Genomic DNA, 12870 nt, shown 5'->3' with positions numbered 1-12870 from the left:
GCGATCGGGACGGTGTTGGGTCAGCTGTTCGTGACTGCTCCGGTCGCGATTATGGCTGCGGTGCAGTACTTCACGACGATCAACGCCCCAGCCCCGGTGAAGTAGTCACACACCGCCGCCGAGGGCACCTTCGGCGGCGGACCGGCTCCGTTCAGGACGCACAGCGGCATTCGTCAGACGTGGACACGCCACGGCAACGACTCCCTTTTGGCACACACTATGTTCGAGCATTTCACACCTAAATTCGTAGAGCCGGACGTCATCGTCCAGATTCACTGGCCAGATATCGGTGGCGAGGTACTGGATCTGTTGTACGAGGCCTGTGCGAGCGCAGCATGCCGGTTTGTGGCCGCATTCAATGCCACTCACACCAACGCCATCGCCACGGTGTGCGCCGATACCGCAGCATTGTTGCTGCCGCGCCTTCCTTGTGAACGTAACTGGGTGATTCCCTGATGTCCTTGCCGGACCCACTCGACATCGACAAGACCCCCATGGGGAGCGTCACCAAACCCGGTGCACGGAAGGTGATTTAGGCTCCGATATTGACGAGCCGGGTCGGGCGGTGTGGCGTCGTCGCGCAGAGCCGGCTGTTCGGTGAGGTCGGCGCGACGTCGAGTCATTGCGTCGGATCTCGGCATCGCTGGGACGGTCCAGGGATTAGACCGCCTCGAGCGTGCGTCATACCACCGAGGAGATTTGCCCGTCCGATATCGACGTCGACTGCGCCGAATCAGCCGACATCGATATCGTTTTCCGAGTGATTCGAATCGGAATCAGCTGATGTGGTGTGCGCCGGTCATCAGCCCGGCCAGGTCTTCGGGTTCCAAAAATGACGGCGGAGGCGGCGGCCCCCAGTTGAAGAGGGCTTTGGCTCCTTCAAAGGCTTCAGGTGTCCAGAGTTGGTCATCGAGGACGGAGTCCAAGTCCGAGTAGTACTCGGAGAAGTTCCCGGCAGGATCTTTCAGGTACCAGAAGAAGTTCGACCCCACGTGATGGCGGCCGAGCCCCCAGACGTGGCGTTCCGGGTTTCCCTCGAGCATCGCGGTCGCGCCGCGGCCCACTTCGTCTATATCGTCGACCTGCCAGGAGGTGTGATGCAGAAAGTTGACCGGAGCTTTCGATACGAGAACGTTGTGGTGGTCGGTGGAGCAGCGCAGGAATGCACCGAGGCCTTTGATCTCGTCGGAGACTTTGAACCCGAGCCCGTCGGTAAAGAATCGGCGGGTTGATTCGTAGTCGATCGAACCCACAACGACGTGGCCCAGTTTGCGGGGACGGACCGGAGTCTCCCGCAATACGCCGGCGGCACGGGCGTTCTGGCGTTCGATCCGGCCAGGACCGTTAGTGGAAGGGGCGATCTGGGCAGGCTGAGTCAAGCGATCGCCGACCTGGATGACGGCTCGGAAGCCAGCGATCGGCTCCACTGCACTGACTGAGTCAGCAGTGAGCTCCGCGCGTAGACCCAGAGCGCGGAGTCGGACAGCCGCCGCAGCCACGTCGTCGAAATCATCCGCGCCTATGACGATTTCGACGAGACGGCGGCTCGGGGCGGCCACCAGGCGCAGTTGATTGCCTGCGTCTCGTGTGGTGAGCCAACCGCCCTCTGCTGGGGCGAGTCCGAATTCGGTGTAGTAGTCGCGGGTCGCGGTGGGATCGGGTACTCCGATGGTGACCGAGGCCAGTCGGTGCAGCGACATTGCCGAGCTCCTTCATAAAGTCTTGCGTGGGTCAGTGATCACTGATCGTGGGTGGAACATCGAGCAACGAGGACCGCGCACGGCTGCTACGGCACTCGCGAACTGCAAGCCGTAACGGTCAGGCGATGACGTTCTCCAGGGTCCCCAAGCCCTCGATCGTGGCGACTACCACATCCCCGTCGGCCAGGTAGGCCCCTTGGTGGGCAGCAGCCGTGCCGGCTGGGGTGCCCGTGAGGATGATGTCGCCCGGTCGCAGGGTGACAAGGTTGGACAGGGCAGCGATCTGAGCTGGTACGTCGATGATCATGAGCGAGGTATTGGAGTCCTGGCGACACTGCCCGTTGACGGTGAGCAAGAGGTCCAGGTTCGCGGGGTCGGGTACGAATCGGGCCGGAACCAGCATCGGGCCGATCGGCGTCAGCCCGTCGGGATTCTTCGTCGATGTCCAGTCGACGCCGAAGAAGGGGTGGATCAGCACGTCGGGATCACGGACGGAAACATCGTTCGCGATCGTGTACCCAGCGACGTAGGACAGTGCTTCCTCGGCGACGATGCGCCGTGCGGTGCGTCCGATGACAACTGCGAGTTCGATCTCCCAATCGAGTTGGGTCACACCGGCAGGTCGATGCACTACGCCGCGATGCTTGTTGAGAACCGTGGTAGGCGACAGAAAATGAAAGGACCGAATCTTCTCGATGTCGGACACCCCCATCTCCGCGACATGGTCGGTGTAGTTCGCCCCTGCACACCAGATGCTCGGGCTAGCTGTTGTCGGAGTTCGGAACTCGACTTGCGCTGCCGGTACGGCAGAGGATGCGGCATCGGGCCCCTCGAGATTCGAGGCGATAGTGATGATCAAATCATCCCAGCACTGGAAGGCGTCTTCGAGAGAGGACGGGTAGGTGCCTGTCAGCAGCTGAGCGAGGGGATGAACGACGTCGCCGACCGCTGCTGCAAGGCATGATTCGCCATTGTGAACGATGCTGACCAGTCCGAAATTGACCACGGGTATAGCTCCTCGATCTGCGACCGCGCTGTATGGGGATTGAAACTGACACGCTTCCACCTATCGATTTCACGCCTGTGGCGAGCGATCGTCCAACTCCTTGACCGGAGAATTGACAGTCATCTACTGTGAAGAGACCATGGATCTGGATTTGAGATTGGTTCGCTACGCCGTTGTTCTTGCTGATGAACTGCATTTTGCGCGTGCTGCTGCACGTTTGCAGATCGCTCAGCAGACACTGTCGGCGCAGATCGACAGCTTGGAAACCCGGTTGGGTGTGAGACTCTTCTTGCGCGATCGCCGACACGTCGAAATCACTCCAGCGGGTGAGCTGTTCGTCCGCCGCGGACGGATTCTGCTCACCGATTCTCAGGAGCTACTCGGGGAACTGAAGAATAGTACGCCGCCATTGCGTCTGGACGTGATCACCGAGGGACTCACCACCGGCGTGATAGCCCAGGAGTTGGGCATCAGAATGAGCGATGTCGAGTTGGTAATCGTTCAAGGGCAAGGTCTCACCGGCTCTCTTTCGTCTGTGGCAGACGGCCGGATCGATCTTGCGTTCGGCCGAGTGCCGAGCCTTGGTCGTACGTTACCTTCTGGCTTGAGCTATCACACGGTGCGTATAGAGGCTCTGGGTGTTGCTTTGCCCGCGGATCACGAATTAGCTGTGCTCGAACAGGTGCCTATGGCAGACCTGGTGGCCTATCCACTCATCCTGCATACCGCAGAAGAAGCTGTGGAGTGGGAGAATTGGAATGATGAGGTTGTAGCTGCTTTTGGCCTGACCATAGGGTGGCGGACACATGGCCACGGTCGAGGCTCGGCGAACGCCGCAGTGCTGCGTCGTCATGCGCCTGGGTTCGCCCCGTTGACGGCGCCAGTTCCGGATGGTGTTGTGCTGAGGCCTGTGGTGGATCCCGTGCCGCTCGCCCGGATTGGCGTCGTCTGGCGATCGCACGGACGTACTCCAGCTCGACTGCGGAGAGCGATCGGTCTGATTCACGAGATTGCGGTAGAGAAGCAGTGGCTCACGCTACCTGTTTGCGAGTACTGGCTACCCGATACTGATCAAGTCTGAACAGGCACGCAGTGCGGACTGGGTGGGGGATATCCCACCTCATTCGCGCAGGTGAGCGATCGCCGAGCGAGGTGGCTCGGTAACGAGCATCGAACGCCGCCGACCACCGCAGCTACGACAAATAGACGTTGCGATCGGAGCTCATCTCCGCTGGTGCCACCGGCGAGGCCCGTGGTATCAGAATCTCATTGCAATGAAGCCTCAGAGCATGTAGCGAGCGATGTAGTCGGCCACGCACGCTGGGCGGTCGGCGTTTTCGAGCTCGACGGTGACGTGACGGTGGACTTGGACGCCGCCGGTGACCTCGGTGACCTCGGTGAGCGTGAGGTGGGCGCGAATACGGCTGTCGACCGGGACGGGAGTGAGGAAGCGGACTCGGTCGAGGCCGTAGTTGATGCCTGCCTTCGCCGCGCTGACGGTCATGATCTGCTGGGTCATCGGCACGATCAGCGACAGGGTGAGGAAGCCGTGGGCGATGGTGGTTCCGTAGGGGCCCGCGGCGGCGCGCTCGGCGTCGACGTGGATCCACTGGTGATCGTCGGTGGCCTCGGCGAACAGGTCGATGCGACGCTGGTCGACGGTGATCCAGTCGCTGGGGCCGAGTTCGGTGCCGACCGCCGCCCGCAGGGCGTCGAGATCAGCGAAATCCGTGGTCATGCTGTTCCTCCGAAACGTTGGCGCAGTGCGCGTTTGAGAACTTTATGGGTGGGGCCGAGGGGTAGCTCGGTCACGAATTCGACGCGGCGCGGGTACTTGTACTTCGCGACCTGCTGCTTGGCGAAGTCGATCACTTCCCGCTCGGTCAGCGCGCCCTCGGGCACGACGACCGCCACGACCTCCTCACCGTAGTGGGGGTCGGGCACTCCACCGCCACATGCGCGGATGCCGCGAGCGAATCCGGACAAGTTCGCCGTCATCACCGCGATCCTGCGACCCGACTATCGTCGGAGTTCGCTGGGCTAGTCACTGACATTGAGATGCTGTCAAGAGTCCGCGGGTCGGTATCGGATGCGGGAGCACGTGCCAATATCAACCGAGCAAAATACTTTCGATACGACAACTACGGCCGGCTTGTACGCGAAGCAGTACAAGCCGGCCGTAGTTGAGAACCCTCCCGTCGACTAGCTACTGATGAATCCGCTTAGCTATCGGCCACAGCAATGATCGACCGTCGGGGATGCGATACTGTGCGAAGGAGACGGTAATCGCAACGGCCTGTGGATTGCTGAGCTTCTCATCACGAATTCGATCGCTCCGGGTTGGTTTCGGATTTTTCTTCCGATAGCGCGTGGAGATTCATGCTGGGATGTCTATCAGATACGGTGCCAGCACCTTTCGCAGCGATTCGACGAGGTCAGCCGCGTTCGCTGCGCGTGCAGCACCGAATACGTAGAAGTCAGGACGAACAAGCACGAGGTCGGCGTCGAGCTCGTCGAGCCATCTGGTTGCACTGCCATCGATGTCGATCACGGCGCCGGCGACTTTGGCCTGCGAGATGTGTAGTACTTTCGCGCCCAGTTTGTCCAGCCATGACAGATGTTCAGGACTCAGTTCGAGTCGGCGCGGCGGAACCCGGCTCAGCAACGTCCATCCAGTTCCGATGAGGTCGTCCAGGAGCCCGGTTCGCCTGAGGTAGTGGGCTCGTGGCTGGACGCTGAGTTTCCCGGCGGCCTGTGTCGGTCGGTGGTCGATCCCGCGGTGCAAGATGCCGTCCGTCAGATGGGGAAATGGTGGAAGCGGCGGCATATGACCTTCGCGGAAAGCAGCGTCGCGAGTTGCAGCCTGGTCAGGATCGGAGACACAGACCACGCGACCGAGTTCCACCGACAGATCGATTACGGTCTTGACATGGGGGCGGCGTTCCACGGTGTAGGTGTCCAAGAGCGGTTGCTCGGCCCGTCCGGAGAGCACGAGGTCGAGCTTCCACGCCAGGTTGATGGCATCTCTGATTCCCGAGCACATGCCCTGGCCCAAGAAAGGGGGCATCAGATGTGCGGCGTCGCCGACAAGGAAGACGCGACCCTGATGCCAGGAGTCGGCGAGCATCGATCGGAAGGTGTAAACGGTGCTCCGGATAATGGTCGCGTTATCGGAGGTGACCTTCCATCGAGACAGAAGATCCCAGCAGCGGGTCTTCGCGGTCATTTCGTCAGCGGTCTCTCCCGGCAGGAGCATGAACTCCCACCGGGAGTGCGCCCGACCGAGCCACCGGAATGTGGATACTGGACGCTCAGGGTCGCAGTACTGGCCGGCCGCGGGCATATCGATCTCGAGCTCGGGGTCGTGGGGTTCTACATCGACGACGAGCCAGTTCTCCTCGAAGCCGAGGTTGACCCAGTCGATGTCGGTCTCCGTGCGAACGACAGAGTTCGCGCCATCGCTTCCGATGAGAAATGCGGCAGTGACAGTCCGGCGCACGCCGTCGGGTGCCCATCCCGCCGCGGTGCTGGTTCCGTGTTCGAGGTCGACCTCGACATGGTCGTCGAATTGGCGGACGCCGGTGGCTACCCACCCGAAGTGCAAATCGACGGAAGGGTGTCTTCCTACGGCGGAGAGCAGGGCGTCCTGGAGATCGGGCTGGAACATCAAATAGTCCGACCGCCAGCCCGAGGGAGAAGGCTGGGTCCAATCCATGTGGAGTAGCATTTCTCCGCTACCGCTGAACCAGTCGTAGCCGGGGATGGGGATGGCGTGCGGCTCGAAATCATCGGTGACTCCGATGGATTGCAGAATTCGCATGATTTCGTGATCTACATGACCCGCCCGCGGCAACGGATACGCGGTCGGCCAGCGCTCGAAAACGCCGACTCGGTGACCTTTTTGGCCGAGTAGAGCAGCCATTGTCTGCCCAGAAGGGCCGAAGCCGATTTCGATGACGTCGTAATCCCAGGACGTCGTCACTTCCGTTTGCACGAGAACCTCGATGAAGTAGCAGGATTTATCAGTTGGACGTCGGGGAGGTGTGGTCCTCCGGTCGGAAGAAGCGCGACTGAATCTCCTCGGGGGTGAGGTCGTCGCGTCCGCTCAGGTCGACGTTTTCGTTGAATCGGAAGTCGTAGCCACCTGCAGGAAGGTGGCAGATCTCCCACCAGTTTCCGTCCAGATCGTGCAGGTAAAAGGAGAAGGTGCCATGCTGGCGGAGAGGCTTGGTGAGCTTCTTGATGCCGTAGTCGTCCTTGACCGTTTGAAGAATTTCGTACGCTTCCCGGACTTCTTCCTCGCTGCCCATATCGATACCGTTGTGGTTCAGCATCGACATCTCCTGCTCATTGGTCGGTGTCTCGACCACGGCGTAGCAGTGATTACTGCCGAGTCGAACCATGAGTGCGTTGAGAGCTTGCTGGACCACCTCGAGCCCAAGCACTTCTTCGTAGAATCGCCTGGTCGCGGGGAGATTTCGGGATTCGAGTGTGCCGTGTGAGAGGAAAGTCGTCTTCAGGAGAGGCTTGCGGGTCGAGCGATGGGTGATGCCGGTCATGGTCTTTTCTCCTTGTAGAGAGAGTTCGGGCAGAGTGAGGGCGACGGGGCGTAGTCCTCATCCTTGGTGCGTGAGGGCCGGAAAGTTGGGTGCTTTGTCCGACGCGGTCAGGTCAGCATCCGCGGCAGCGATCGCTGCTCGGTATTCGCGTAGCCGGTGTGGGCTCGACGCAAGTAACGCGGCCGTCATTCGTCCAGCCCGGCTATAGACGGCTACGAAACGTCGGCTCCCCAAATCGCCCTCGACGATCGAAACCTCGTCGTCGGGTCGTGGGCGGCCGATAAACTGAAGTTTGCAATCATATTGGTCCGACCAGACCATGCTGGTCTCCGCGAAGTTCGGCGCGGCACCGTCAGCAGCCAACAACGTCGCAGCGGCGGTATCAGCCTGACGTATTGCGTTGTCCCAGTGCTCGACCCGCACGAGAGTGCCGTCGCGATGATGCGGCCAACGCGCAATGTCGCCGGCGGCGACTATCCGATCAGCTACCGACAAATCGGGTTTGCATACCACGCCGTCGTCGAGATGTAGCCCGCTACCGATCAGCCACTCGGTGGCGGGCTGAGCGCCGATTCCCACCACCACGACATCCGCCGGCACAATCTCGCCGTTCGCCAGACACACGCCAGTGACACGTTCGCGGCCTGTGAACCCGGTGACGCCGATCCCCAGCCGAAGCCGAGTACCGTTGTCGCGATGCAACGCCGCGAGAGTTTCTCCTACTTGTGATCCGAGGACGCGCTCCATAGGTGCAGACGCAGTCTCGATGACGGTGACGTCGAGACCGAGTGAGCGGCAGGAAGAGGCGACCTCACTCCCCACGAATCCTGCACCTACGACAACGACCCGGGGCTGATGGCGGAGATCCTCGCGCAGCGCGAGTGCATCGTTCATCGTCCGCAGCACGTGTACGCCGGGCGGCGTATCCAGTGGGAGTTTCCGGGCGCGCGCGCCAGTAGCGATAACGAGGCCATCGAAGTCGCGGACGAACTGCCGCCCACTGCTGTTTTCTCGCAGGACTATGCGGCGCTGAACTGGATCCAAAGCGGTTGCGCTTACGCCCAATTCGGCGCTCGCGTCCGCCTCGTTCCAGCGCATCCGGATGTCGGCTGACTCTGTACTTTCATCGGTCAAGAAGCGCTTCGACAGCGCGGGCCGCTGGTACGTCTGCACCGGTTCGTCGCCGATGAGGGTGATGCCGCCTTCGAACCCTCGCCGTCGTAGGCTTTGTACGGCCGCCAAGCCTGCGGTAGAAGCACCGACCACGGTGACATGGCGAGGGGATTGCCTCACCATCGTGTCAAACCTCACTGAGGGAAAGCGCCTGCACAGGGCATGCCTGTATCGCCTGCTGAATATCTTCGTGCATAGCGGAAGGTGGGTTCTCGTTGAGGATGAGAAGATTGCCGTTCTCGTCGAGATCGAGAGCGTCAGCGGCGAATCCGGCGCACATTCCGGTGGCCAGACATAGATTTCGGTCGACACGCAGTTTCACTATGAAGTCCTTTGTTAGTCGTCGTTGACCAATCGGAGCGGATCTATCAGGGATGGATCCGCTGCGAGAGGATCTTCGGCGGTTGGAGTCGAATGCAACGCGAGCAGGTTCGACAAGTCGAACCACGACCTCTCGGATCCTGCGATGGTTGGCACTGACTTGTCACATGATCCATTGCACGCCCGATGGGGTGTGACGTCCAACACTCTTGCTCGGGTGGTTGACAGTGAGAATCTGTCAAGATCCGTACGGATCTGGATGACACCAGTGACCGGTCCGAGGCCGAGATACCGCGGCGGACCTGGCATCTAACACCTTTGATGGCGTGCGTGTTGTCGCTTCGAAACCTGCCTGGAGGTATCGACGTCATCCGAAGGTTCGGTCTTCGCAGTCGATGGTCCCGGTTCTTCGACACCTTGTCGGCCGGCCCCGGGGTCGCGTGATAACAGCCCTTCAGCCCTGAGAGCCGCTCACCGCGGATGTTCACAGTCTGTGTCTTTCAGCCACTGAAAATGACTGTCAAGGTATTCGCTGTTTCCTATTGACGGTATGGAACTCTGGTGGCCATATTGTAAAAGCCGCGACAAGTTCTGATTACATCCGGTCGTGGTCGTGCGTTGCGAGACCGGACAGTTCAGCAATCTGCATATGCACCGAGCATGCGGAGAAATTCTATCCTCAAAGAATGGAAAGGTCATGTCTCTATACTTGATGAGCTTTGCAACAATAGATGATCGTGAGGCGGGGTACGAATACAGTCAGCAGGCTCGGAGTGTTATTCGCAAGTACGGTGGCGAGTTCGTGGTTCGTGGTGTACACGAAGAGACGCTGCAGGGGGTGTTCGAGCCGTCCGGGCGAGTACCGACGGTTGGGATGGTCCAAAGATGGCCAGACCGAGCGACGCTCGACCGGATGCTCGCGTCGACGGACTACTTGGCATTGCAGGCCCGCCGCGCAGAAATCATGACCCCGACCGTGGTGCTGCTGAGTGCGCTCGACAACCTTGAAGGCGGTTCGAAATGACAGCGCCCAGCTCGGACGTGGTGGTAATCGGTTCAGGCCCTAACGCTCTTGTCGCGGCAGCCTACCTGGCGCGGGGTGGTCTCCGGGTAACTGTCCTCGAAGCGGCGGATACTCCAGGGGGAGGCATCTCATCGGACGAGCATTTGCTGCCGGGCCACGTACACGACTTGGCATCGAGCCTGCACACTCTACTTCAGTTCAACCCGCTGATCGCAGCCGACGAACTGGGGCTGATCGCCGAACACGGCCTGTGTTACCTCGCACCGGATCCTGTCATGGCGGTTGTCACCGCCGATGGCAGCGCCGTCCTCAGTCGCCGAAGCGTTTCGGACACTGCCGCAGAAATCGCCCGGTACTCGCCGCGGGACGCGGCTGCTTTCGTCGAGCTCGTTGAGGAGTGGGAAGACGTCCTACCCTTGTTCGTCAAGCGGTTGGCTGGCCCTCCCGGCTCCGTGCCTGACAGTTCGCCTCAAATCGCCGAGAAGCTCGCAGGATTGATCGCGCCCAGCGCGTCGGCGGTGGTTCAAGAGCGTTTCGAGGACGAGCGCACCAGATCCATGTTGGTCGCGGCGGGCGCACACGATTCCCTGAACCCACCAGGAACCGGGTTCCTGCCCATGCACTGGGCCGGCATGATGTCGCGCGTATCGTGGTCGCACCCTGTCGGTGGCACCGGGGCATTGGTTGCCGCGCTGATTGCTGCGATCCAGGCTCATGGCGGGTCCGTTCATTGTGGGCATCAAGTCGAGAAGATCGTGGTGGAACAAGGGCGCGCCGTCGCCGTGACGACCACCACCGGCAAGCGTTTCGATGCTGAACGCGCCGTCGTTTCCAGCGCGCACGTGAGTCGTCTCCAAGAGATGCTCGATAACGTACGGCTCCCGGACGAGTTCGAACGGTTGCGCACCTGGAAGGCCGGAGCGGCCGTCTTCGTGGTTCATATGGTGCTCGAAAAGACCCCTACGTATCGCACGAGTGCTGGGGCACTGCCGATTGCGGTGGGCGCTTTCGGGACGGCGAGCGGCATCGCCAGACAGCGCGAGGACATCGCCGAGGGCAGATTGTCAGCTTCAGACCGCTGGATGATGGCGATGTGTCCCTCTGTCGTCGATGGCACACGCGCGCCCGACGGTCATGCGGTGTTGAAACTGCTGACGGTGGTGCCTTACCAGCTCGATGGAGACCCCTCGAACTGGGACGACGAGAAGGAGCGGTTCGCGGATGAGCTGATCGCACAGTTCGCTGCTGGCGTCGATGGCTACACGCCTGGGCTGGAGCTTGCCCGTTCGGTCTTTTCGCCGGTAGATCTCGAACGAATGAACATCAATTTTGTGGAAGGTGACTTCCTCGGCGGTGACATGACTCCGGATCAGGCAGGACCGAACCGTCCGGTGCCTGGATGGTCGGCTTATAGGATGCCGGTTCCCGGCCTCTATCTGACAGGTGCGGGCACGTTTCCCGGTGGGGGCGTATCCGGGTGGCCGGGCCGCAACGCAGCGCGAGTGGTGCTCGATGATCTCAATATCGACACCCGCGAATTCATGAACGAGCCCGGTGAAGTGGATACTTTGCCTCCGCGCTCAAACCTGTCCGCGTAATCAATTGATGACGACCATGTCGGTCGATACTCAACTCTGTGAGGAAAGCAATATGGATGGAATTATCGATTGCGAAACACACTATCTCACTGACGGCTACTTGGAGCTTCTCAGAAGTCGTACGGAACCGCCGCGACAAGAGGTTCTCGGCGAGTTGCGCAAATATTATCCGGAACCGAGTGCGCCCGATGTCGCATGCCCCTATCCCCGAGTGATCGAGGACAGCTTGCTCGAGCTCGGGGACGCCCGGATCGCGCTCATGGATGAGCACTCCATTGCCGCGCAGGTAGTTTCCCTCACTGCGCCCGGCACGGACCTGTTCGAAACTGAGCTGGCTCTCAAACAGGCGAGGGAGGCCAACGATGTGCTCGGTCAGGCGGTCGCTCGGAATCCTGATCGACTGATCGGCTTGGCTACGCTTGCCCCGTTCGGAGGTGATGAGTCCGCGAACGAACTCGAGCGGTGCGTGTCGGATCTCGGCTTCCGGGGGGTCAATATCCACTCTCACGTCGGCGAACATTATCTCGACGATAAGCGATGCTGGCCGATTTTCGAAGCGGCGCAAAGGCTCGGCGTGCCGATCAACATCCACCCGACTCTTCCTCAACATGCGATGCTGGCACCGTACCTTGGCTTCGGATGGGCATTGCCCGGCCCGAGTCTGGGCTTCGGTCATGAGGTCGCGGTTCAAGTCAGTCGCATGATCTACTCCGGTGTCTTCGATGCGTATCCGGATCTCCAGTTGATGATCGGTCATTGCGGAGAGGCATTGCCTTTCTGGATGTATCGGCTAGATTTCCCGTATCTCAAGCCGTATATCGATGTTTTCGGTGAGCATCCGAAATTGGACCGAAAGCCGAGTGAGTACCTCACCGACAACTGCTGGTACAACTGCAGTGGAAATTTCTTCAACCCCGCACTCCTGGCATGTTTGAACGCAGTCGGCAGCGATCGAATGATGTTCGGGAGTGATCACCCGTATGAGTCGTATGAAGAGGCCACCGCATTTCTCAAAACGATGCCGGTATCGGAGCCGGACCGCAAGAAGATCGCTAGTCAGAATGCACGACGACTTTTCAAGCTCGATGATCCGGGCCACTGAGGCGCGAACCGCGAGTTGAACGGCAAGACGTGATGTCGACATGGCGTTCCCCGTGATGCAGTTTCGACGGCTCATGCCGGTCGTAATTCGTTCGATGTGCCGAGAGACTACCTCTCGGCACATCGGCGAATCCGGTCTATGCGCTGCGGTCATGATGCTGACTGATCGTGGTTATAGTCGTCAGCTGCCGATTCGATCTCGAAACTCACCGCCATCGGCCTGGCGCTTGGTGGTAATGCCCACGCCGATCTCGAAGACACCCTTCGCTCGCTGTGGTATCGCAGCAACCAATAAATACTTCGTCCGGTGTGCGTGCTGGCTTGGGGCGAGGTTCAAGCGCGGTCGATAGTCCGTGCGACACCATAAGAGAGAAAGTAGTCACGATGA

13 protein-coding genes are annotated in these 12870 nt (G+C 60.4%); 5 read left to right on the top strand and 8 right to left on the bottom strand.

Translation table 11 applies throughout. From position 1 onward, the window contains the following. The first annotated feature begins 219 nt into the window (after positions 1–219). Entirely contained in the window at positions 220–456 is a 237-nt protein-coding gene (locus ACWDXS_RS35470; RefSeq protein WP_449972731.1) for a hypothetical protein, read from the top strand. Between the two features lie 320 nt (positions 457–776). Here ACWDXS_RS35470 and ACWDXS_RS35465 read toward each other — a convergent pair whose 3' ends face one another. Beyond that, positions 777–1700, bottom strand: coding sequence for a VOC family protein (locus tag ACWDXS_RS35465; protein WP_449972728.1), 924 nt, complete (start codon positions 1698–1700; stop codon positions 777–779). Between the two features lie 118 nt (positions 1701–1818). Then, entirely contained in the window at positions 1819–2766 is a 948-nt protein-coding gene (locus ACWDXS_RS35460) for a fumarylacetoacetate hydrolase family protein (RefSeq protein WP_449972725.1), read from the bottom strand. A 79-nt stretch (positions 2767–2845) separates the two neighbouring features. On the opposite strand from ACWDXS_RS35460, the gene ACWDXS_RS35455 reads away from it, so the two are divergent. After that, positions 2846–3787: a LysR family transcriptional regulator gene (locus tag ACWDXS_RS35455; protein ID WP_449972722.1), complete on the top strand. Its 942-nt coding sequence runs from the start codon at positions 2846–2848 to the stop codon at positions 3785–3787. A 201-nt stretch (positions 3788–3988) separates the two neighbouring features. Here the strand turns inward: ACWDXS_RS35455 and ACWDXS_RS35450 are convergent, their stop codons facing one another. The 6 genes from ACWDXS_RS35450 to ACWDXS_RS35425 all read right to left on the bottom strand — a co-directional run bounded on the left by ACWDXS_RS35450 (position 3989) and on the right by ACWDXS_RS35425 (position 8760). Then, positions 3989–4444: a MaoC family dehydratase gene (locus ACWDXS_RS35450; RefSeq protein ID WP_449972719.1), complete on the bottom strand. Its 456-nt coding sequence runs from the start codon at positions 4442–4444 to the stop codon at positions 3989–3991. Further along, positions 4441–4704 (bottom strand): AMP-binding enzyme, encoded by a 264-nt coding sequence (locus ACWDXS_RS35445; protein ID WP_449972716.1) that lies wholly within the window; start codon positions 4702–4704, stop codon positions 4441–4443. Before ACWDXS_RS35445 ends, ACWDXS_RS35450 begins: the two co-directional genes overlap by 4 nt. A 379-nt stretch (positions 4705–5083) precedes the next feature. Then, on the bottom strand, positions 5084–6700 hold the full coding sequence (gene mhpA / locus ACWDXS_RS35440) for a bifunctional 3-(3-hydroxy-phenyl)propionate/3-hydroxycinnamic acid hydroxylase MhpA (RefSeq protein WP_449972713.1): 1617 nt from the start codon (positions 6698–6700) through the stop codon (positions 5084–5086). Between the two features lie 28 nt (positions 6701–6728). Next, the gene (locus tag ACWDXS_RS35435; RefSeq protein ID WP_449972710.1) at positions 6729–7265 is read right to left on the bottom strand and encodes a VOC family protein; all 537 of its coding nucleotides are present in this window, start codon (positions 7263–7265) and stop codon (positions 6729–6731) included. A 57-nt stretch (positions 7266–7322) separates the two neighbouring features. Next, positions 7323–8561 carry an NAD(P)/FAD-dependent oxidoreductase gene (locus ACWDXS_RS35430; protein WP_449972707.1) on the bottom strand — a complete coding sequence of 413 codons (1239 nt, stop codon included), beginning with the start codon at positions 8559–8561 and terminating at the stop codon, positions 7323–7325. Between the two features lie 4 nt (positions 8562–8565). Next, entirely contained in the window at positions 8566–8760 is a 195-nt protein-coding gene (locus ACWDXS_RS35425) for a ferredoxin (RefSeq protein ID WP_449972704.1), read from the bottom strand. 696 nt (positions 8761–9456) lie between these two features. On the opposite strand from ACWDXS_RS35425, the gene ACWDXS_RS35420 reads away from it, so the two are divergent. The 3 genes from ACWDXS_RS35420 to ACWDXS_RS35410 are packed head-to-tail and all read left to right on the top strand — an operon-like array spanning position 9457 to position 12483. Beyond that, the gene (locus tag ACWDXS_RS35420) at positions 9457–9783 is read left to right on the top strand and encodes a DUF1330 domain-containing protein (RefSeq protein WP_449972701.1); all 327 of its coding nucleotides are present in this window, start codon (positions 9457–9459) and stop codon (positions 9781–9783) included. Beyond that, positions 9780–11381 carry a phytoene desaturase family protein gene (locus ACWDXS_RS35415; protein WP_449972698.1) on the top strand — a complete coding sequence of 534 codons (1602 nt, stop codon included), beginning with the start codon at positions 9780–9782 and terminating at the stop codon, positions 11379–11381. Before ACWDXS_RS35420 ends, ACWDXS_RS35415 begins: the two co-directional genes overlap by 4 nt. 7 nt (positions 11382–11388) lie before the next feature. Further along, complete coding sequence (locus tag ACWDXS_RS35410; protein WP_449972695.1) at positions 11389–12483, top strand: amidohydrolase family protein; 1095 nt, start codon at positions 11389–11391, stop codon at positions 12481–12483. The last annotated feature ends 387 nt before the right edge of the window (positions 12484–12870 follow it).

It is taken from the genome of Nocardia sp. NPDC003183, from assembly GCF_053590715.1.
The sequence above is the reverse complement of the archived record's forward strand: the minus strand, read 5'-3'. Positions and strand labels throughout refer to the sequence as shown.